Annotated in this window: 8 protein-coding genes; all 8 read right to left on the minus strand. The window is 64.1% G+C overall.

Annotation, left to right across the window (positions count from 1 at the left end; genetic code table 11):
• Window positions 1-435: 435 nt before the first annotated feature.
• The gene (locus ACIQUS_RS25480; protein ID WP_403053391.1) at window positions 436-2,532 is read right to left on the minus strand and encodes an HlyD family efflux transporter periplasmic adaptor subunit; all 2,097 of its coding nucleotides are present in this window, start codon (window positions 2,530-2,532) and stop codon (window positions 436-438) included.
• The gene (locus ACIQUS_RS25485; RefSeq protein WP_403053367.1) at window positions 2,532-3,872 is read right to left on the minus strand and encodes an efflux RND transporter periplasmic adaptor subunit; all 1,341 of its coding nucleotides are present in this window, start codon (window positions 3,870-3,872) and stop codon (window positions 2,532-2,534) included. Before ACIQUS_RS25485 ends, ACIQUS_RS25480 begins: the two co-directional genes overlap by 1 nt.
• Complete coding sequence (locus ACIQUS_RS25490) at window positions 3,865-4,632, minus strand: efflux RND transporter periplasmic adaptor subunit (protein ID WP_403053370.1); 768 nt, start codon at window positions 4,630-4,632, stop codon at window positions 3,865-3,867. Before ACIQUS_RS25490 ends, ACIQUS_RS25485 begins: the two co-directional genes overlap by 8 nt.
• Entirely contained in the window at window positions 4,616-6,148 is a 1,533-nt protein-coding gene (locus tag ACIQUS_RS25495; RefSeq protein ID WP_403053373.1) for a TolC family protein, read from the minus strand. The genes ACIQUS_RS25490 and ACIQUS_RS25495 overlap by 17 nt, the downstream gene beginning before the upstream one ends.
• 20 nt (window positions 6,149-6,168) lie before the next feature.
• Window positions 6,169-17,664 carry a VCBS domain-containing protein gene (locus ACIQUS_RS25500; RefSeq protein WP_403053376.1) on the minus strand — a complete coding sequence of 3,832 codons (11,496 nt, stop codon included), beginning with the start codon at window positions 17,662-17,664 and terminating at the stop codon, window positions 6,169-6,171.
• A gap of 378 nt (window positions 17,665-18,042) precedes the next feature.
• Window positions 18,043-18,714 carry a DUF3313 domain-containing protein gene (locus ACIQUS_RS25505; RefSeq protein WP_403053379.1) on the minus strand — a complete coding sequence of 224 codons (672 nt, stop codon included), beginning with the start codon at window positions 18,712-18,714 and terminating at the stop codon, window positions 18,043-18,045.
• Between the two features lie 83 nt (window positions 18,715-18,797).
• A complete protein-coding gene (locus tag ACIQUS_RS25510; RefSeq protein WP_403053382.1) occupies window positions 18,798-20,099 on the minus strand; it encodes an OmpP1/FadL family transporter in 1,302 nt (433 codons plus the stop codon).
• A gap of 162 nt (window positions 20,100-20,261) precedes the next feature.
• Window positions 20,262-22,394: a TonB-dependent siderophore receptor gene (locus tag ACIQUS_RS25515; protein ID WP_403053385.1), complete on the minus strand. Its 2,133-nt coding sequence runs from the start codon at window positions 22,392-22,394 to the stop codon at window positions 20,262-20,264.
• Between the last annotated feature and the right edge of the window lie 279 nt (window positions 22,395-22,673).

Here is a 22,673-nt window from a genome sequence, read left to right on the forward strand (position 1 = left end):
GTCCGGTCATCTCGTTGTACCAGACAGACTGAAGTCGCCAGGCTTTACGGTCGCTCTGCGACCGATCGCAGCCTGGCGGCAGCGGCTACAGCAGCGGCTATGCCCCGTAGCCGCTGCCGAGGAACGAGGCTGCGATCGACTGCGTAGCAGGCGCAACCCGGTCATCTCGTTGTACCAGACGGACTGAAGTCGCCAGGCTTTACGGTCGCTCTGCGACCGATCGCAGCCTGGCGGCAGCGGCTACAGCAGCGGTTATACCCTGTAGCCGCTGCCGAGGAACGAGGCTGCGATCGACTGCGTAGCAGGCGCAGCCCGGTCATCTCGTTGTTCCAGACGGACTGAAGTCGCCAGGTTTTACGGTCGCTCTGCGACCGATCGCAGCCTGGCGGCAGCGGCTACAGCAGCGGTTATACCCTGTGGCTTTTCGTACAAAGCCTAGAACCCGCTTTCGCGCAGCAGCACTGCCGCCACATGGATCAGACCTTCGCCCAGCAGGCTGCGGCGCTCGCCTGCGATCTGCAACCTGCCGCGGGTTTCGCGCAAATCGGGTGGGGCGCCATCGAGCTGGACCAGTACATGAAACAGTGCAGGTGAAGGCACCAGCTCCTTGCCACTTTTGGCAACGTTCAACGGTCCGCCGAACCGGGAAGCCAGCATGGCGTGATGCAGCTGGCTGACCCGGGTGCTACCGATAGCCACTACTTTGCCGTTGATGGGGGTCGGTTGTCCTTCAGGGTAGAACAGCACCGCGCCCTCTTGGACCAGGCGCTGCACTTCCTCCTGTTCCACATAGGCATCCACTTGCCAATGGCTGGGGTCGATCAGGATGCCGATGGGCTCACGGCTGTTGATCCACTGACCGGGTTGCCAGGTCGGATCCAGGTCAAGCCATTGGCCCGCGAACGGAGCCTGCAAGGTCAGGCGGGCAATTTCCGAGCGCGCGGCCCGTACTTCTTCGAACTGGACATCGAGGCGCTGGCGCGTGGCGATGGCCTGATCGGCACCGGACGGGTCGGCGATCAGGCCACCGAGCCTGGCCTGATAACCTCTCGCACCGGCCTCGCTGCTCAAAAGCCGTGAGGCAATATCGGGTTCATCGAGTGTCACCAGGGCGGTGCCGGCCGCGACCTGGCCGGCCGGGTGCAGCGCTTGCAAGCGGGCCGGATAGGGGGCGAACACCCGCAACTGGTGTTCGGTGCGGGCCACGCCCAGGGCCTGTACCTGGGTGCGCCAGGGCACCGCCAACAGCAGCAGCACCAGCCCACCGATCGCCCACCAGGCGCGTCGGTGGCCGGTATCGATACCTTCGCGATGTTTCCACCAGTACTTCAGCTCGCGCCACACCGGCATCACGATGAACCACGCCACTTCCACGGCAAACAGCACAATCCCCAGCAGCTTGAAGAACAGCAGGTACACCGCAACGGCAATGCCGAGAAACAGCACCAGGCGGTACACCCAGGTGACCAGGGCGAATGCCACCAACGCCCGGCGTTTAGCGGGGCTGAAGCTTTCCGGCCAGTCTTCTTTCATGCCCAGCAGCACCCGGCGCAAGGTGACGCGGGCCAATGCCGAGGAGCGTTCGTGCAGGTTGGGGAAATCCAGCAGGTCCGAGAGTATGAAGTAGCCGTCAAAGCGCATGAAGGGGCTGGCATTGAGGGCCAGTGACAGCACCCAACTGGTGGTGGCCAGGTAAAGCAGGCCATTGCGCAGCGGACCCGGGTCGGCCAGCGCCCAGCCGAGCGTCGCAAGCCCGGCCAGGGCCAGTTCGGTGAGGATCCCGGCCGAAGCGATCGCCAGGCGCTGCCTGGCGCTGCGCAGCTTCCAGCTCTCGCCGGTGTCGGTGTAGAGCATCGGCCATAGCACCACGAAGGCGATGCCCATATGGCCCACGCGCAGGCCCAGGCGTGTGGCGACCAGGGCATGCCCCAGTTCGTGGAGGGTCTTGGCCAGCACCAGGGCGATGGCGAAGCTGACCAGGCCCGAGGCCGAAAAAGACTCCACCACTGCCGCGGTGAAGGTATCCCACTGTTGCAGCACCAGCAGCACACCGGTCAAGCCCAGCAGCACGACCAGCCACCCCGTCAGGGGCTGAAACACCCAGTCAAGGCGCTTGGCCAGCCGTTGCAGATGCTGCTGTGGACGTAACAGCGGAATACGAAAAAACAGGTAGTGGTGCAGCCACCAGTTCCAGTTCAGCCAGGCATTGCCCTGGCTGCGTGCGGCCAGCCGGGCCAGGGCCTCGCGACCGGGTCGAACCAGCTGATGGTGTTCCAGGAACTGGCGAAATTCCACAATTTGCTCCACGTCCGGGCGCAGGGGTGTCTCTGCGTGAATGGCCTTGCAGATATCCTTGGGCGTGTGCTCCCAGCGCAGCAGGCATTCGAACTCGAGCCAGCCGATGCGGTAGAAGCGATTGAGCACGGTGTCCTGAATCACCCAGGCCGGTTCGCCGCTGCTGTCCGGGGCCGTCTCCAGCAGGCGCAGGTCGTCGCGCAGCGGCTGCGACGCCTGTTCGGCCGGGTTGCCGATCACAGGCCGCTCCAGGCGCGCAGCGCAGCGAAGGGGCGGCGCAGCAGGTAATAGCCCAGGACCACGCGCTCGCCGTACAGGCGGGCCGTGCCATGAAGGCCCAGGCGCGCATGTTCGGGTTGACCGTCGATACTGGCGAGCAGGCGGTAAGCCACCACGCCTTCTTCATTGGCCCGCGCCTGGTAGCTGGTTTCCAGCACTTTGCCCTTGAGGGGGGTCAGGGGGTAGGCGGTCAGGAACAAGGTCACTTGCGCGCCGGGCTCCAGCGCGATGGCATCGGCGACGGGCAACTGGATCAGCATCGCCGGTTGTTTGGGCTCGGCGATCAGCAAGATTCGCTCGCCGGTCGAGACCGGTTTGCCCAGCCAGTCGTTAGGGTCGCTGTAGACCGCAACGCCCGCCCGGGGTGAACGCACCTGGGTGCGTTGCAACTGGGCCCTGACCGCCGCCAGCTCGGCGCGGCGCTGTTGCACTCGGCCATTGAGCAAGGTCAGCTCGCTTTTGCTTTGCGGGTTGTCGAAGGCCCGTTGGCTGGCCGCCGCCAACTCGGCATCGGCCACCGCCAGTTCCTTGCCCAGTACCTCGGCGCGGCTCCTGAGCGTGGTTTCGTCCAGGCTGAACAGCAAGGTGTCCTTGTCGACCGGCTGATTGGGGCGCACCTGCATGCGCTCGATCACGCCATCGATCGGTGAGCTGATGATCATGGCTTCGCGCGAGACAATCTCGGCCGGCGCCAGGGCAGTTTGCCGCACGGGCACCAGCAACAAGGCCAGGCCAATGGCCAGGGCCAGCAGCCACTGGCGCTTGCTCGGCCGCCAGCGGGTCAGGCGGCGTTGCCTGGCAAAGCCGGCCCAGCAGTGGGCCCAGGTCCGCCACAGGCCGTCGAACAAAGGCTCGAGCGCCGGTGCCGGCGGGTGCTCCAGCAGCAGCAACACCAGCCCCAGGCGCTGACCTTCACGGTCATGCAGCGGGATGCACCACAGCCCCGTGGGCCACCACTCGGCCCAGTCTTCCTGGATGTCGGCCGGAGGGCTCACGGCATCACGCGCCAGCCAGCGTGGTTTGTCGTCCTCAAGCTGGGCGGCCACCCAGCGCACGGCGCGCTGCAGCCAGACCAGGTAAGGCGAATCTTCGGTCGGACGGCCAAGGCCTGACACGCACAACAGCGCAAGGTTCTGGCCCTGTTGCTGGAACACCAGCGCCTGATGGTATTGCAGCAGCGCGTAAGGGTCGTTGGCGATCGAAAACGCCAGCGCATTGAGTGAGTCGGCGGCCAGGGCGCGGTCTCGCAGGGCTGCAATGGCCAAGAGCAGCTGCGGGTGGGGTAGAGGCTCACTCATTGGCGCTAGGGAATCGGGCGGTGCCGCTCATGCCGGCGATCAGTTCCGGGTGCGCGGCATCCAGCCGCGCTTCCAGTTCCACGGTCTGGGCCACGGCGTCGACCCGGGCGTTGATCGCACTGACATGGGCCGGGTAGCGCTTGCCGGTCTCCAGGATGTCCACGTCGAGCGCCTGGTTCGCCTGAAGTCTGGGCAGCAGGTTGGACGGCACATTCAAACGGACTTTCAGTGCCCCATCGCTGACCAGGTCAAACAGCGGCGTGCCGGCCGGTACGGTTTGAAAGGGCTTGGCATGGACCTTGGCAACGCGCCCGGCAAAGGGCGCCTGCACCACACAGTAGCCGCTCTGGGCCTGAGCCAGGGCGCGGGCACCGTCGGCTTTCTGCACTTCGGTGTTGGCCACGGCCACTTCCAGGTCACCCACGGCATCGAGCTTGCGCAAGTTGCGCTTGGCCTCGAGGTTCTGCCGGGCCATGGCCAGCTCGGCGGTGGCCACCCGCGTGCGCGCCTGGGCTTCTGCGCAGTCGAAGCGGGCCAACACGGCGTCCTTGGCGACCGCCTGGCCGAGGGTTGCCTTGAATTCGCCAAGGGTACCGGCCATCTGGCTGGACAAGGTGGTTTCAAGGCCCGCGACCAACAGCACGCGGATCGTGCCGGGGTCTTCGCTGCCCGCGGCTGGCGATACCTCATCGGCCAGGGCCGGGGTGATCATCAGGGACAGTACCACTGCGAGCAAACTGCGCTCAGGGATGTACGGCATTCGGCGTTCCTTGCGTGCTGACGAGGAGGTTGGAGCGTTCTTGGTCATCCAGTGTCCGCTGGATCTCCCGGGCCAGGGTCTTGATGTCGTGTTGTTCGATTTCCTTGGGCAGCGTGTCCAGGCCGACCGAGTTGTACAACCGGCCCCAGGCCGCCTGGGCACTGGAGTAGGCCGCTTCGCGCTGGTAACGCGACAGCAGGTAGCGACCCTCGGCGCGAATCACCTCAAGTTCCGAGCCGTAGGAGGTGCTGCGTGCTTTTTCAGCGTAGCTCAACAGGCTCTGATCGACTTGCAGGCTCTGGTCGGCAAATTCCACTTCCTGGCGAGCCAGTTGATAACGCAAGGTGCCGACCCGTACCTGGGTGAGGATGGCCATGGACAGTGCCACCCGGCGCATGTCGTCGGTCTTGGTCTGGGACTCGGCGGCACTGTTGAGCGACGGCAGTTGCAGCAAACGCAGCAGGTTCATCGAGACCTGTACGCCGGTTTCGGTCCAGTCGCTGTTATAGAGGAACTTGTTGGAGTCGTACTTGTAGCCGTAGTCCAGGGTCACGTTGGGCCACAGTTGCGCCTTGGCGATCTTCAGGTCGTTCTCGTTGACCCGCTTGCGGTACCACTCTTCCATGATTTCCGGGCGGTGTTTCAACGACAGCTGCTCAAGCTTGTCCATGTCCGGGGCGATCTGCGGCAGCACCGGTTCTGTTTCGTCGGCCAGCACCAGGCGCGAACCCGGCGGCAGTGACATCAACGCCGACAGTTCGGCACGGGCGAACTCCAGGTCCTGGCGACGGACCGTCAACAGGTAGATGGAGTCCAGCAGCGCGCGCTGGTAGGCCAGCACCTCCTGGCGCGGCAGCAGGCCCTGGTTCTCGGCCTGGCGTGCCGACAGCAAGGCCTGGTGGGTGCGCACCAGCAAACGGTCGACCTGGGGCATCAGGCGCTGCGCACTGAGGGCACGCCAGTAGGCGTTGCGCACGTCTTGCAGCACGTTCTGCGCCACCTTGCGCCGACGCTCTTCGGCCATGAGGATCTGGTCGCTTTTCTGCTGGGTGCGGTAATAGGCCACGCCAAAGTCCAGCAGGCTCCAGCTCATGCCCAGTCCATAGAGCTGGCGATAACGCTCTTCGGAGGTGGACGCGCGCAAGCTTTGCTCGCGGTCTTCGATACCGATCGAGGTACCGCCGGAGTCGTTGTTGCGCCCGGCGTAGCCTGCCGAAGCGACCAGGCGCGGCAACATTTCGTGGCTGGAGACATCGCGCAGGTCACTGGCCAGCGCGCTTTCCATCAGTTTCAGGCGGTAGTCCAGGTTGTACTTCAGGGCGCGGGCGGCGGCTTCGTAGAAGGTAATGGGGGTGGTGACCGGCTCCTGGTTCGCATACATCTGCGCCTGGTCGTGAAGAATGCGTTGCCGGGTTTCTTCTTCGGTGTACTCGACGGGCTTGGTCGCAGAGCATGCGGCCAATAAAAAAGTAGAGGCGATGGCCGTACTGAACAACGTTTGCGGCAGTTTTGGCATGGTCTGTCCTTGGTCCTGGCTTATTCACTGGTGCGGTTGTCCATGGCCCGCAGGCGCTCGGCGGCTTCTCGCAGCTGAGCGCGGAAACCGGGTGCTACGCGTGCCTCGGAAGGGGGGGCTAACTGGGCATCTCCTTTCGTCAGGTGGTCGGGGTCGGTGGCGAACACCGACGGGTCCGGGAGCAGCCCGTCGGCGCTGAGGTTGGTGCGCGACTGGCGGCCGAGAATCCAGGCCATGTCAATCTCGCTGTCCAGGCGGCTGTTACGCACCGCTGCGGCAACGAACTGACCCGGTACCAGGCCCAGGCGCTGGTTCAGGGTTTCGCTCAGGATCTCCGGGGTTAGACCATAGCTCAGGTTACTGCCGTCGGCCTGCCAGCCGGAGAGCTCGAGCACGCGGCTCTGACGCTCCACGACAGGGCCGATGAACACCACCGGATCGACGTCGGGCAACGGCAGGCGCCGGAATGGATCGAGCGGGTCGCGATCAAAGAACGGGCCTGCCGGCGCGGGAATGAACGGTGCGGTGATATCCAGGGTGATCGTCAGTTGGGCAAGGTCGGTGGCACCTGCGCGGTCCATCACGGTGTAGGTGAACACATCCTGCAGAATGGGCCCCAGTCCTGCGGCGGCCAGCACTTCAGGGTTGGTCAGGTCGATGCTGTAGGTGTAGCTGCCGTCGGCGTTGATCACCAGGGTGCCGTAGCGTCCGGCAAGGGGTTGGCCGATCACGCCGCTGGTGCCGGTGCCGTTTTCAGGGCCGGTACGAATGGCGCTGACACTCAAGGCGTCGCCGCCATCGATATCGCTGTCGTTGGGCAGCACATTGCCCGATGTCTGCGGCGCGCTGACCTGGTCACTGGCGGTATTGCTGTCGTCACGTGCCACAGGCGCGTCGTTGGCACCCTGGATCAGTACGTTCAGCCGGGCTTCGGACTCGGCGCCAGCGGTGTCGCGCATGCGGTAGGTGAACACCTCGCGCAGGGTTTCGCCTGCGGTACGCAGGGCTTGTACCACGGGGTTGTTGTTGTCCAGCACGTACTGGTAGCTGCCATCGGCGTTGAGCAGCAGGCTGCCATAGCGCCCGATCAGGCGCTGGCCAGCGGTGGCGGCACTACCGGTTTCGCTGGTGACCGACAGCACCTGGCGGGTTTCGCCCAGGGCAGGGCTGTCCACGTCGGTGTCGTTGTCCAGCACGTTGCCGGTGGGGTCCAGGCCTGGTTGATTGTTGCCGACACCACCGGCCTCGATGGCGATGGTGTCATCGTCGAACGCAATCGGCGTGTCGTTGCGACCGTCAATAGTGATGGTCAGTTGCGCGGTGTCGTCGGCCAGGTGGCTATCGATCACGGTGTAGGTGAAGACGTCCACCAGTACCTGGCCACTGGTGCGCAGGGCCTGTACGGCGGCCAGGCTGTTGTCGACGGTGTAGGTCCAGCTGCCATCGGCGTTCATCACCAGGTCACCATACAGCCCGCGCAGGCTGGTGCCCACGGTGCCGCTGGTGCCAGTGCCGGCTTCACTGCCGGTGCGGATGGTCGATACCCTCAGGTCATTGTTTTCAAGGTCGATATCGTTGCTCAGCACGTTGCCACCGGGGTTCAAGCCGGGCGTGGCGTTGTTCAGCCCACCCGCTTCGATGGCGGTGGCCGCATCGTCGATGCCGTCGGGTGCATCGTTGCGGCCGATGACGACGATCGACAATTGGGCAAGGTCGGTCAGGCCGCCAAGATCGGTGACCTCATAGGTGAAGTCGTCCACCAGCGCTTGCAGGAAGTCCAGGGCAAGTACTGCCGGGTTGGTGCTGTCGACGGTGTAGGTGTAGCTGCCGTCGGCATTGATCACCAGGGTGCCGTACTTGCCCAACAGGACGTCGCCGACACTGCCGGCAACGCCGGTACCCGCTTCAGCCCCGGTACGGATACCGGTGACGGTGAGCTGATCGCCCTGGTCAATATCGCTGTCGTTGGGCAACACGTTGCCGCTGGGGTTGAGCACCAGACCGTCGCCGTTGTCGGCCACGGCGATGTTGATGTCGTCCCGGGCCACCGGTGCATCCCAGGCGCCGACGATGATCAGGTTGAACTCGGCGGCAGCCTCAGCGCCTGCGGTGTCGCGCATGCGGTAGGTGAAGAGTTCGCGCAATCTGTCGCCAGGCTTGAGCGCCTGGACTTCGGCCAGGGTATTGTCGAGCTGGTAGAGGTAGTCGCCATTGGCGAATACGGTCAAGGTGCCGTAGGTCCCGCGGATGTCCAGGCTGACGATTACGGTGGTGAAAGGGGCATCAGTGATGATACTACCGAGGCGAATACCGTTGACGGTCTTGTTGTCGCCGGCGTCGACGTCACGGTCATTGTCGCGAAGATTGCCGGTCGGGTTGATGCCCGGCGTGCCGTTGTTGGTGCCACCGGCTTCCACCACCACTGCGCTGTCGGGGACCGCTTGCGGGTTGTCGTTACGGCCCTGGATGGTGATGGTCAGGTTGGCGGCGCTGAGCGCGCCCGACAGGTCGCGAATGGTGTAGGTGAAGAACTCGCTAAGGGTATTGCTGGGCGTGCGCAGGGCCTGCACCAGCGGGTTGTTGTTGTCGACCAGGTAGGTGTAGCTGCCATCGGCGTTGAGGGTCAGGCTGCCGTATTGTCCGGCAAAGCTGCTGCCCACGGTGCCCGCGCGGGGCCCCTGTCGTACCGATACGACGGTCAGGGTTTCGCCGAACTGGTCGACATCGGTGTCGTTGGCCAGCACATTGCCGCTCGGGTTGCTGCCAGGGGTGCCGTTGTTGAGCCCGCCGGCTTCCACGGCAATGGCGCTGTCGTTGTTGGCCACCGGCGCATCGTTGCTGCCCTGGATGGTGATGGTCAGTACGGCAATGTCGGTGGCCCCGGCGGTATCGATCACGCTGTAGTTGAAGGTATCGCTCAGGGTGTTGCCGGGCCTCAGGGCCTGGACGGCCGCCATGCTGTTGTCCAGGCGGTAGCTGTAGCTGCCATCGGCATTGAGGGTCAGCCAGCCATAGGTGCCGCGCAGTTCGCTACCCAGGGTGCCCGCGGTGCCGGCGCCCTCGCTGGCGCCTGTGCGCACCGAGGCCACGGCCTTGGTTTCGCCGTAATCGATCGGATCGCCGGCCCCACCATCGACATCGTTGTCATTGGTCAGCACATTGCCGGTGGGGTCGACACCGCCGCTGGTGTTGTTCACGCCGCCGGCTTCCGTGGCGGTGGTGCCATCGTCGCTCGCCACCGGGTTGTCGTTCTGGCCACGGATGACGATGACGATCTGCGCACTGTCGGATTCGTTTTCCGAATCGGTGACGGTGTAGGTGAACACCTCCACCAGCAAGTCGTCGATGCCGCGCAGCGCCTGGACTTCAGGATTGTCGTTGTCGATGACATAGGTGTAGGTGCCATCGGCCTGGAGGGTCAGCACGCCGTACAGCCCGCTCAGCGGCAGGCCAACGGTACCGGCCGTACCGTTGGTGGCACTTTCAAGCCCGGTGCGTATGCCTGTTACGCTGACCGGGTCGCCGTCGGGGTCGACGAAGGTCACCTGGCGGATGGGCGCCGGTGGTACGCCAGGGTCCAGCCCGGGCGAAGTGTTGTTGACGCCGCCTTTCTCGGTCGCCAGCACGACAGTGTCCTGGGCGTGCGGCGGGTTGTTGGCGCCGGTGATCACGATCACCAGTTGCGCGGTGTCGGTCAGCCCGGCGGAGTCGACGACCTGGTAGGTAAACACCACCTCCAGGGTGACACCGCGGGGCAGGGCAATGATCGCATCGTTGTCGCTGTTGACATCAAAGCTGAACGAGCCATCGGGGTTGATGGTCAGGGTGCCGAAGGTTTCTGCGCTGACAATCGGGGCGCCCGTGTTATCTCGGGCAAAGGTCGCATCGAGGGTCACCGGCCCCGTGGTCACCGGCGTCAGCGAGCCATTGGCCGGTTCAATGCCATTGGCCGCTTCCAGGCCACTGCGAATACCGTTGACCTGCAGCACCGTGTTGGGCCGGTCGGCCGCATCCACGTCAAGGTCGATGCCATTGCCTCCCGGGCCGGTGTTGCCCGGACGGCTGGGGAACAGAATGACGTTGCCGGTCGGGTTGCTTTCAGGATCGTTGTTGGTGGCGCCGGCCTGGGCGGCGGCCTGGTCGTCGCTGGCGACCGGGTTGTCATGGTTGCCCCGTACGGTGATGCGCAGTTCGGCCAGGTCGTTCAGGCCCAGTGCGTCGGTGACCTGGTAACTGAAGACCTCGACCAGGGTGTCATTGGGGCCAAGGCGCTGCACGGCGGTGTTGTTATTGTCGATGACGTAGGTGAAGGTGCCATCGGAGGCAATGGTCAGGGTGCCGTAGAGGCCGGCGATCGGGCCGCTGTTGCCGCCGGCAGGCACAGGGGTGAGCAGGACGGTGGAAAGCTCGGGGGCGAAACGGACCCCGGTCACGGCGATGGTTTCGCCATAATCGATCGGGTCGCCCGGACCGCCATCGACATCGTTGTCGTTGCTCAGCACATTGCCGGTGGCATTGCCACTGGTGAGCGGCACCGTGGTGTCGTTAGGCTTGCCGATGTCGCTGTTGCCGACGCCCCCCTGTTCGGTGGCGGTGGCGGTGTCGAGGTTAGCGTCCGGGGCATCGTTGGCACCCTGGATGGTCACCGTGAGGTTGGCACTGTCCTGCAGGGGCGGGCCGCCGATGCCGATGTCGGCGATGGTGTAGTTGAAGACTTCGGTCAATTGGTCGCCAGCCTGGCGCAGGGCCTGGACCTCGGCATTGTCGTTGTCGACGATGTATTGGTAAGCGCCGTCGGCAGAGATCACCAGCTTGCCGTATCTGCCGATCACTTCGATCGAGCCCAGCGCCGGAAGCGCCGACACGACCCCGAGCGGGGACGTCACCGAGATCACGTTGAGGACTTCGCGGTTGGTGGTCAGGTCGATATCGGTGTCATTGTCCAGCAGGTTGCCGCGTGGATCGGTGCCGATCACCTGGTTTCGAGTGCCGCCGGCCTCCACGGCGGTGGCCAGGTCATCCACGGCGTCCGGTCGATCGTTGACCGGCTCCAGGAAGATCACCAGGAAGTCGCTGTCCTGGCGGGCATCGGTCAACTGCCCGGGAACGCCGTTGCCGTCGAAGTCGCCATAGTTGCCCAGATCGTTGGTGAGGACCGTGAGGAAATCGTTGCCGTTGAAGTCCTGGTTGCCCAGGTAGCTCAACCCGGCCAGCGCCGCATTGATGTCGGCGATGCGTCCGACCAATACCAGTTCCAGTGTGCCGGCCCCCGACACGCTGACCCCGGTCGTGGCGCCAGTGAGCGAGAGGGTGCCATGGGTGACGCTCAAGGTGACCTGGATGGCGCGGTTGTTGATATCCGGGTCCCGTTCGGCATCCACATCACTGACACTGATACCGCCAATGGCCAGCGGCGTGTCCTCCAGGCCCTGCTGGAAGCCGGGCAGGCTGTTGACCGGGGCGTCGTTGACCTCGACATAGCCGGAGTTGGCCTGCTGGCTGCTGCCTTCGCCGAGGGTCACGCTGACCTGGCCCAGCGTGCCGCCATCGGTATCGATGCGCATGCGCAGCTCGCCGAACTGGCTGAGGCTGTTGACCGTCGTCGGTGCATCCAGGCGGTACAGGCCTGCGGGCAGCACACCAAAGGTAAAGCGCCCGTTGCTGTCGGTGGTGGTGCTGAAGGTTTTGTCGTCTGCGTTGCCCAGCACACCATCGGTGCCGGCCCAGATCAGGTTGATGGTCTGGTTGGCGATTGCCAGGTCATAGCCCGGGGTCCCCGGATCCGGGTCTGCATCGGGTGTGGCGTTGGTGGGGTCGCTGGCCGCTGTAGCGGTGTCGTTCCACAGGGTGCCACTGATGATGCCCAGGCCCGCGCCTTCGCGCAGCACGTAGTTGTTCAGGGTGGTGGCGTCGGAACCTGGGCCGTCGGCACCTGTACGCTCACCGTCCACGGTGCTGTCGGCGCCGACGCTGGTGCCACCCCAGCTGGTGAAGGTCTCCGGCAGGCTGCTCCAGCTCAGGCTGGCGTCGCTGCTGGCGATGGTCACGCCATTGGGGACATCGACGGTATACACCACGCTGACCTGGGTGCCGACATTGATCTGGGCGATGTCCACGGTCAAGCCGCCTGCGGTGCTGAACGTCACCCCGGCCGGCAGGTTGCCCGGGCCGTAGGTGGTGCCGCCGATGGTGATACTGACCAGGTTGTAGTTGCTGCCGGTGGGGAAGCCATCGGTCAGGTGCACGTCGTAAGCGGGCAGGCCACCACTGGCGGTGAAACCGATGGTCACGGTGGCGTTACCCGTCGTGCCGGCCGGGTTGGGGGTGAAATCGGTCACTTGCTTGTTCAGCCCGGTGAAACCCGCCTCGACGATACGTTCGGTCAGGACTGCGCTGGTGGCACGCAGGTTGCCGTTGACCACATCCTGGACGAATGCGCCGAGGCGCACGCCATCCTGGTTCTCGACAATGTTGGTCACCCGGGCGTTGAATTCGATCACCACGCCTTCAAGGTCGTCGTCGTTGCCGTCGTCACCACCGCCATGGGCGCCGTTGACGAGGTTGCCGAGGTTGAGGGTGATGATCTGGTTGCCGTTGGCATCGGTGGTGATCACCACATAAATCGGGTTGAGCACACCGGTGGGCGCTGCACCGGACAGGTCCGGGGTGATGAACTGGGCTTCGGGGCTGTTCTCGTTGCCAAGGATCTGCAAGGTACCGCTGGTGATCAGGTCGGTCAGGTCGGTGACCAGGCCGCCATCGGAGATAAAGCCGATGCGCATGCTGGCCAGGTCGCCCAGGGTCAGGCCGCGACCGAGGGTGATGACCAGTTGGTAGTTGGGGTTGTTGCCTTCCGGCACCAGTACCGCGGCCCGGTAGCGGATGACTTCGCCGACCGCGACGGTTTCTTCCAGGGCATTGGTGGGGTTGGGGGCGCTGGTGTCGGGCAGGCCGCCCACCCGCGACAGCTTGATGCCTTGCGCCACCGGGATGATCAGTACGTCGGCCCGACGGTAATCGTTGAGCGCGCCGCTGTTGAGCAAGCCGTCCTGGCCGGTGCGCTCGCCGGCCGGGTCGGCGCCGGTGCTGCTGGTGCCGTTGAGGCTGGTCCAGCGCAGCTCGGCCTGGTTATCGAACTGCGGCACCGACGCACCGCTGGCATTGACCACACCGGTGATGCGCAAAACCAGGGTGCCGCCTTTGGCAATATCGACGTTGCCGATGTTGACCAGGGTGCGGCCATTGGGGTCGAGGCTGAAGCTGGCGGTAATGTTGGTGCTGACACCATTTACGGTGTAGATCGCGCTGACCAGGGTCAACTGATCCAGTTCGCTGGGCAGCACGCTGTTGAAGTTGATATCGAACGCATCGTAATCGGAGCCAGCGTTGCCATTGCTGATGGTGATGGTGTACTCGACCGGGTCGCCTTCGTCGAAGCCGAGCCCGGGCGGGGTCACCAGTTGTTGATCCAGTTGCAGGGTCGGTTCCTGGACGGTGATGCTCGGCTTGGCACCGCTGATGGCCACGTCGCGGCTGACCGGCGTGCTGCCATTGGGGGTGTCGCCATCGGGGTCGCTGTAGTTGAGCGTGGCGTCATTCTGGCGTACGGCGTTGGTCTGGTTGGCGGTCACGTTACTGGCCACCAGGCGCAGGCGAATGACAAAACTGTTATTGCCGGTGTTGTTGTCGCCCGTGGTGCTGGCGACAGTGAACACAAAGCGTGCATCGACGCCGTCATCACCCAGGGTGCCGGACGGGGCGCTCAAACTGCCGACCGTGACGGTACCGCCGAAATTCTGCGCCAGCAGACCGCCGGCGGTGAGGATCAATTGATAACCCTGGCCATTGAACGAGGTGTCCAGGCGCATGCCGGGCGGGATCAGGTCGTCGATCCGCAGGTTTTGCGTGGTGCCTTCGGGCAGGGTGACGACGATGTCGTAGAGCATGCTTTCGCCCACGACCAGGTTCGAGCCTGTGGTGTGGCTGGCGCTGGAGTCCGTCTCGTCGAGGCTGCCGCCGGCATAGTTCTTGCCAATGGTCGGGGCGGCGACCTGCTGGCCGGCCAGGTCGCTCAAGGGCGCGGAGCCGAGGAAGTTCTGCCCACCTTCGACACTGGCGTAATTGAGCAGTTGGGCGTTGCTCTGCAGCGTTGCACTGGCGGCGATGGCGGCATTGACCGTCACCTCATAGCTGATGACCACCAGGTTGGCGCCGCTGTTGTCTGCCGCCGTACCAGGCCGGCCGGCGAGCAGGGCGCCGACGCCGGGGCTGTCGATGAAGGTGATGGTATTGGTCGCGTTGTCCACCGTGTAGTGGGTGCCGGCGATGAGCAAGGTGCCGTCACCCCGATAGATCAGCAGGTTGGCGGTCGACAGGCTGCCGCCGACGAAGGCCAGCCCCGGGGGCAGGGTGATGCTGGTGCGCACGTCATAGGCATTGCCACCGCCACTGTTCTCGATGGCGGTCGCCAGGCGCAGGCGGTCATTGGCATCGATGCCGCTGACGTCGCCGTTGACGGCGGTGATATCGGTGATGCTGCCGTTGAAGGGCACGCCGCCGCTGCCTGGCGGGTTCCAGCTGCCTGTGGTGCCGGTCACGGTGCCATGGCTGGTGGAGACCACGCCGTGGCTGATGGACAGCACCGGTTCGGCGACCGAGGCAATCAGGGTCACATCATCGGTGGTCAGCAGCACGCTTTTGTCCAGCGTCCGGGTCTGGGTGGACTCACCGAGCACGTTGAAGGCGCGCTGGTCGGCGAACGGCTGGTCACTGACGATCAGCGTGAAGTCGATCGAGACCCGGCTGCCATTGATCCCGGGATTGACGTAGTCGGCAAAAGTGAACACCAGCGAGTTGCCGGGGCCGAGGGTCACCGATATCGGGCTGTTGGGGTTGGTGTTGTCGCTGGCCAGGCGCCAGATGGCGTTCAGGTCCAGGCCGCTTAAGTCGAACAGTGGCAACGGCAGGTAGGCCGTCAGCTTGAAGTTCTCGTAGTCGCCGGTCACCAGGTCATAGCTCAAGCGGAAGGTGACGCTGTCGCCGGGTTTCAACTCGGTGCCGGGGGGAGGGGCGCCGTTGCCGTTTCGATCGACCAGGTCGATCTCGACCTGACTGGTGGGGATGACCGAGGTGGTGTTGGAACTGTCGCTCTGATCGTCGCCGCTGAGGTTCAACGGGTCGAGCAGCACTGTCGCAGTGACGGTGGCGTTGTTGCCCAGCGGGTCGCCTTCGTTGATTTCGCCATGCGGTGTGCCGGCGGGCGGGGTGTAGCTTTGCGCGACCTCGGCCTGGTAGCTGATGACCGCCAGGGTGGCGCCCTGGAGCAGGTCGTCGAAGGCCAGGTCGCCGTTGAGCCAGGCGCGGGCACCGGTGGCGTTACGAATCGACTGGCCGATGTCGAACGCCAGCGACGTGGTGCCATCGGCATTCACCACCCGGGAAGTGACCAGGACAATGGTCTGGGTCACACCATTGACGGTCAGGGTCAGGGTTGCGCTGCCATCCACTACGGTCTGGCCATCGCTCGCGGTATCGATAACCACGAAGTTGCCCTCGTTCAGGAGCGTCTTGCCAAAGGCGAAGTAGTCCGACAGGGCGATGTTCAGGGTGTAGGTGAGGATGTCGCCGGGGCTGATCCCGGCCGTACCGCCATCTACGGTCACCGTGACCTGTTTTTGCAGGGTGATGGACTTGGCGATAAAGCTGACATCCTGCCCCGTTCCGGAGAAGTTGATCTGTCCGCTGGTGGTGTCCCGTGGATCCAGGGGCACCCAGGTGCCGCTCGCGGTCGGCGCGTCAAAGGTAATGGTGACGTCATCGCCGGTGATCGGGTTGAGCACCGGTGCCCCGTCGGCATCGTCATCAGGCACGAAGAATTGCACGGTGGTGGTGGTCGGCGCGCTGATGGAGGCGTACTGCACCCTGAATTCACGGATGTACAGGTCGTTGCTGAGGTCGGCGTCGTTGTTGCGGTCGCGTATGGCCTGGATCAGCACCGGGTCTGAAAGGGTGCGGCCATCGTAGAGGGTGATGGAGACCACCGTGCCACCTGCGCCCGGGGTGATGTTGGTCACGATGACGTTGCCGGGTACCGGCTGAGTGATCACGACATTGGTCAATGTCTGGCCATCGGCCGGTGACAGGGTGGCCGCCAACTCACGCTTGAAGTTGGGACCGGTGGCGGTTTCGCCCTCGGGTGTCGAGACCACCTGATCGACGAGGATGACCGTCGGGTGTACGACGTAACTGTCGGCGTTGGCCGAAGGCTCCAGAATACTGGGGTCGGTGTCCGGGTTGTTCAGCGAGTCGTTGCCGTACTGAAAGCCGCTGCGGGCGCGGATGGTCAGATCCGGCGTCGAACCTGAGAACGAAAAGTCAGTGTCCGCCAGGTCGCTGAGCGTTGCCGTCACTTGTACGGAAATGGGCGGCTGGCCCTGGGTGACGCTGGCGAACGGCAATTCGATTACCACCATCTGGTCGCCGGCACGCATGCCGAAATCGGCCGCATTGATGATCAGGGGCTTGCCATCGGTCCCCACGGCCAGGGGGTGGCTGGCCTGGCCGTTGGCGTCGAAGGTCAGTACGTGAGCGACCAGGTTCTGGCCCAGGTAGGTGGCAGAAACGAAGGTGATCCCGTCATCGATTTCGGCGCCTGCACCGTCCTTGCCGGTCGCCGGGAAGAACAGGTCGATAAAAGGTGCATAGCCGGTGTCGGTCGTGCTGTTGCTGAAGGTCACGGTGAAGGTGAAGGTGTCACCCAGCAGCACGCTGGCACCGCCAGACAGGTCGGTGGTGGGGCCGGCCGCCAACAGACGGTCATAGCTGCTCAGGGCCGCGCTGCTCAGGGCAATGGACTTGTCGATCAGACCACTGCTGATTTCCAGGTTCCAGTCACCACCGGCCCGGGTACTGCCGGTGTTGTCATCGGAGGCAGCGACATCGGCGCCTGTCCAGCGTGCCAACTCATCGACCAGTGTGCGTCCATCCTTGCCTTCACCCACTTTGCAGCCATACAACTGGATGTCGGCCCCTTCGCTCAGGGACTGGCTCCATTGGCTCAGCGGGTTGGCGTATTGCTCGATATTGCCGGCGGTCAGTGTCGTGCTGCCGAGGGTGAACTCGCCGGAGGCACCGTGGGACAGGATTTGAATGGAGTCGACCTGGCCCAGTTTGGCCAGGGCGCTGGAAATCGCAGCCAGTCCATCCTGGTTGGCCTCGACCACCAGCACCTCGACATTGCCCGGCAGGTTGGCGGTGAGCTGTTCACGGCCTTCGATCCGGCTGTCGAGCACCAGCAGGTGGCGTGCCGCCGAAGGTTGCTGGCCGGGTTCGCTGCGTGCATCGGTTGCCGTGGCGTGAGCGGTGTCGGTCTTGCCGGCGTCACCGTTGTCCTGATGCTGCTGATCCGCCGTCGCTGCCGCCGCCGCACCGTCGAACAGGATGCGCGGTTCAAGCGCCACCGCTTGGCGTTTTGGCTTGAACGCAGCTGGAATTGCAGCACGGAGTCGGGTCGTCATGTCCACCTCTTCACAAACAGCTTCCTGGGAGGGCCGTGTCAGCCCTGGCGCAGCACGGGTATCCGCGACGGTGCATGTTCCTTGAAGGGGGACTACCGCGAATCGGCAGTCCCCGAAAAGGGAAAATGCGCTGTCGAATCATTCGCAACAAAGAAAGACTAGACGCTTTTTAAAGATGTGTATGACAGCGCTTACAGATGCAGGCTACAGCGGCGCGACGCGTTCTAAACGGGCGCAGGCGACGCTGGAACCGCTGGCGGGCAGCTTCATCGAAGGGGGCGTGGATAAAGCCTTTGCAGCGGGGTGGAGCAGCGCCGATCTTCGTTCCGTCCTGAAGATCGGCGCCTGGCGGTCGTGCAACCGTTCAAGCGATGACGGTTATTTGCTCTTCAACTGCTGGAACGACTTGACCATGTCCTTGGCCCAGCCATCGAGCACGGCCTTGGCATCTGTTGCGGCCATCTTCTGTGAGGAGTTGTCCAGTTCGGCACCAGCGCCTTTGCGGACCACTTGCGCGACCACCTGGTTGTTGCGGCCATCGAGGAACTGTGCCTCGGTGGCGATGCTGGTGTCCTGGTCACGGATGCCGGTCGCGGTACTGATACCGGCGGCGATCAGGGCGATCGGAATCACTTCATAGGGGCGCAGGCTCTTGGTCTTGGCGCTTACCGCGGTGATGGCCGGGCGTACGACCAGGGTGCCGGGGCCTGCGGAGGTGGCAAGCGGCAGGACGGTGGAGAACTCGCGCTTGAGCGCCTGATCATAGTATTGGGTAATGCCCGTCAGGGTGCTCTGCGGAACATGCTCGGTAGGCTGCGGACGGGGGTAGAGCTGGCTCGGTTCGATATAGACGCTGGTGAAACTATTGGTCTTGATGCCCGGCTTGATCCAGCGCATCACCGGGGCGCCGGTAGGCGATTGCCCTTCCTTGAGCATGCTGTAGTCCTTCAGAAAGCCCGAATACTGGTCGGGCTCCACGTATTTGCTGGCACAGCCAGACAGTGCCAGAGAGGCGAGGCACAGCGATACCGCTAGCGACTTCAACTTCATGGTAATGCTCCTTGTGGTCACTTTTACTGAATCTCATCACCGTGCCGGCGTGCTACCGGCCCAGCAGCACGCAGGTGTGCGCCCTAGAAGCGCCAGGTGGCGCCACCGCCGAGGATATGCAGGGCACTGTTGCGGTAGGTACCGGACAGCGTAGTACCCGAGCGCGCCTTGGTCTGTTCATCGTCCATATCGCCCAGCCACACGAGGGTGTAGGCCATGTGCAGGTCCAGACCCTTTTCTACTTGATAGTTGATACCGGTCGCCAGGCGCCAGGTTTCGCCCATGGGGTTGTCGACGGTGCGGTCCTCGTCATCCACGGCCGAGCTGTCGTAGCCCAGGCCCATGTTCCAGCGCCATTTGGGCGTGGCCTGGTACTGGGCGCCGAGGGAGGCGTGCCAGGTATCCTTGTACTGGCGGTCCACGGTGCGGTCGACGCCGACGGCATCGGCATCCACCTCCACGCCGATCTGGCCGAAGTCGCTCCAGTCCTGCCAGCCGAGGCTGCCGAGCAGTTTCCATTGCGGGTCGAGCTGATGGGCGACGCTCAGCAGCACAGTCTGCGGAATGGTCATGTCCAGTTCAAGAGTGTCGACATCCAGGCGGCGCAGGGCGGCGTTGATGATGGGGTTGCTGACATTACGCACATCGGGGCTGTCCTTGAACTCCAGCTTGACCTTGCTGGTGTAGGCGAGCCCGACCTGGGTGCGCTCATCGACCGTGTAGAGCACGCCAAGGTTGACCCCGGTGCCGACATCGGTGTCCTTGTATTCCAGCTGGCCGTCCGGGCGGTCAAGCAGGCCAAGCAGGTTGTTGTTGATGGCCACCTCGGTGCGGTAGTAGCCATAGACGATGCGCGGGCCGACGCCGACGGAGAGCTGGTCGGTGAACCGGTGGGCAATGGTCGGCTGGAACGATACGCCGATCACCGCCGCTTCCTGGGTGAAGTAGCGCCCGGCCCAGTCGTCGTCATAGTCCAGGGCTAGGCCAAAGTTGCCATACGTGCCAAAGCCCACCGCCGAGCGTTCGTCGAGCTGGTGACTGATGAAGAAGCTCGCCCCCGGCAGCCACTGCAAGGCGTTGCCGCCTTCGTTGCCATCGAACTGGTTGTTGCTGTCGCGGGAGAAGCTCAGGTCGCCGAGGATCACCTGGGCATTGGCGCTGATCTGGGTGCCGGCCAGTTGGGTGATGCCGGCCGGGTTGCTCATCAGCACGCTGGGGTCGGTGGCCAGCGCGGCGGCACCGGCGTTGGCCAGGCCATTGCCTTCCTGGCCGGCCTCGTAGATCAGAATGCCACCTGCCCAGGCATTGCCGGCCGAAAGGCCAAGTACCGAGAGCAGCGCGCCCAGGCAGGTGGAGGAAACGCAACGAATTGGCGTCAGTCGCATAGGCATTCCTTGGGTGCGCCACCGATGGGGAGACGAGTCAAGGCGAGTCTAGACCAGGGTTGGCGAATCCGCCTTGCGCTGACGGGCGTGCGCCCGGTGGTGGTGCGAACAGGGGCAGGGGCCGATCATCGTGGCAATGACGGCCCTGTAGGAGCGGCTCATTCAGAAGGTGTAGGCAACGCCTGCCTGTACCGTACGCGGCGCACCCGGATAGACGTAGGTATTGAACGCACCTTCGTCATAGCCTTTGTTGAAGACATTCTTCACATCGAGGTTAAGGCGCACATGCTCGTTGAGCTGATAGAAGCTCAGCAGGTCCACCACGCTGTAGCGTTCCATGGTGTAGGTGCTGGCACTGGTCTGTCCGGCGCGGTCGTCGACATACTTGACGCCCATGCCCAGGCCGAGCCCCTTGGCGGCACCGTCCAGGAACTCATAGGTATTGAGCAGGCTGAAGCTGTTGCGCGGAATGTTGGCCAGGCGTGTGCCTGAGGCCAGGTTGTTGTCCTCGGTCACTTCGGCATCGACATAGGCGTAACCGCCGATCACCCGCCATTCGGGGGTCAGGTTGCCTGCGACGTTGAGGTCCAGGCCACGACTGCGCACCTCACCGGCGGCGACACTGTAGAGCGGATCGACCGGGTCCAGGGTCAGGACGTTTTCCTTGGTGATCTGGTACACCGCCGCGTCGACGCTCAGCGCGCGCTCCAGCGCCTCCCACTTCAGGCCGACCTCGACGGATTTGCCTTTTTCCGGGTCAAAGCCATCACCCTGGCGACTGGCACCACTGTTGGGCTTGAACGAACGGGCGGTGTTGGCATACACCGCCAGCGTCTCGGTCAAGTCATAGATCAGGCCCAGGCGCGGGGTCACCGCATTGTCGGCGGCCTCCCAGCTGGTGCTGTTGGGCAGGTAGTTGTTGTAGTCGTGTTCGAAGCGCTCGAAACGCACCCCGGCCAGTACCTTCAGGCGCTCGGTCAGGGCCACCTGGTCCTGGACGAAGGCTGCCCAGGTCTTGAGGTTTTCCTTGTCGTTGGTGGTGGTGCGGGTCAGCGCCGGACGCGGCTGGCCCAGCACCGGGTCGAAAAGGTCGATCGGGTAGGCGCCGGTGCCTGCCGCCGAGCGGTGGATGATCGATTGGTAATCGTAGTCTTCATACTCGACGCCGGTCAGCAGGGTATGGGCCAAGCCGCCCGTGTCGAAGTGGCCGGTCAGGTTCAGCTGGACATCGCGATCGGTCCACTCCAGTTTGCGGTAGTTGAAGTTGCGACCCAGGGTGCGACCGTCTGCCTGCAAGCCGTTGGCTTCCACGGCGTTGCCCTTGAGGCTGCCGTCGAGCAGTTGCATGCCGCCGGCCAGGGTCCAGTTTTCGTTCAGGGCATGATCGAAGCGCAGTTGCGCCATGTTGTTGTCGTTGTGCAGCAGGTTGTCGCTGCCTTTTTCCCAGATATAGGTATCGCGCGAGGCCGTGCCGTGCTGGTTGCTGTAACGGGTCAGGCCACGGTCCAGGGGGTGGTTGTTGCGCATGAAGTCAGCCTCGAAGACCACACGCGTGGCGTCGTTGACCTGCCAGCTGAGTACCGGGGCGACGTCGTAGCGTTCGCTCTCGACATCATCGCGAAAGCTTTCGCCGCCTTCACCGAGCACATTGAGGCGGTAGGCCAGGGTGCCGTCCTGGTTGAGCGCGCCGGTGGCATCGAGGGTGGCGCGGTGCATGCCCTGGTCATCGAACTGGCTGCCCAGGGTGACCTTGGGCTCTGCCTGCGGCTGCTTGCTGACCACGTTGAAGGTGCCGCCGGGGTCGCCACGGCCATACAGGCTGCTGGCCGGGCCGCGCAACACTTCCAGGCGCTCGACGGTGTTGGCATCGGGGGCGTTGGGGTAGCCGCGGTTGATCGGGAAGCCGTTGCGATAGAACTCGCCGGTGGTAAAGCCGCGTACGGTGAAGGTGGTCAGGCCCTGGCCACCGAAGTTGTTGGCCCGGCCAACGCCGCCGGCGTAATCCAGGCCGTCCTGCAGGCGGGTAGCGCCAGTGTCTTCGAGCACATCGCGGGGCACCACGCTGACCGATTGCGGGGTTTCATGCAGGGCCGTGTCGGTGCGCGTGGCGCTGGCCGAGCGGGTGGCCCGGTAGCCTTGCACCGGGCCATCGGCACGCTCTTCGAAGGCGCCGGCATTGATGCTCAGGGCCTGCAACTCGACGGAGGATGACTCGGCTTCCTGTGGCGTATCGGCCCAGACTGAAGCAGGGGTGACGGCGTGAAGCAGGCAGAGCGAAACGAACGTGCGGCGCATCGACGGTACGGTCCTGGCGGGAAGGCGGGGGTAAAAGAGCGCGGCGATGTTAACTGCAAATCATTGCTATTAACACTGTTTTTTGGTGTACCGTCGTACCAGATACCAGGTCGCGAGAAGGGCTTTTTTCGGTTCTTCACGGATTGTCGGGGGAAGAGCAAGCTTATCCATTTGATGCAGCGACGCTGCTGGCCCCTTCCGCCCTTACGGCGGCCTACTTTTTTCTTGGAAAAAGTAGGCAAAACCGCTCGCTCCTGCATACGGCCCTACGCTGCGCTT

The sequence above is a fragment of the Pseudomonas sp. NPDC090755 genome (assembly GCF_044769005.1).
Taxonomy (GTDB): Bacteria; Pseudomonadota; Gammaproteobacteria; order Pseudomonadales; family Pseudomonadaceae; genus Aquipseudomonas.

Bases quoted from the DNA above. Each gene is read 5' to 3' on its own strand.
- ACIQUS_RS25510 (WP_403053382.1), bottom strand. From the start codon at position 20,099: ATGCGACTGACGCCAATTCGTTGCGTTTCCTCCACCTGCCTGGGCGCG.
- ACIQUS_RS25500 (WP_403053376.1), bottom strand. From the start codon at position 17,664: ATGACGACCCGACTCCGTGCTGCAATTCCAGCTGCGTTCAAGCCAAAA.
- ACIQUS_RS25515 (WP_403053385.1), bottom strand. From the start codon at position 22,394: ATGCGCCGCACGTTCGTTTCGCTCTGCCTGCTTCACGCCGTCACCCCT.
- ACIQUS_RS25505 (WP_403053379.1), bottom strand. From the start codon at position 18,714: ATGAAGTTGAAGTCGCTAGCGGTATCGCTGTGCCTCGCCTCTCTGGCA.
- ACIQUS_RS25490 (WP_403053370.1), bottom strand. From the start codon at position 4,632: ATGCCGTACATCCCTGAGCGCAGTTTGCTCGCAGTGGTACTGTCCCTG.
- ACIQUS_RS25495 (WP_403053373.1), bottom strand. From the start codon at position 6,148: ATGCCAAAACTGCCGCAAACGTTGTTCAGTACGGCCATCGCCTCTACT.
- ACIQUS_RS25485 (WP_403053367.1), bottom strand. From the start codon at position 3,872: ATGAGTGAGCCTCTACCCCACCCGCAGCTGCTCTTGGCCATTGCAGCC.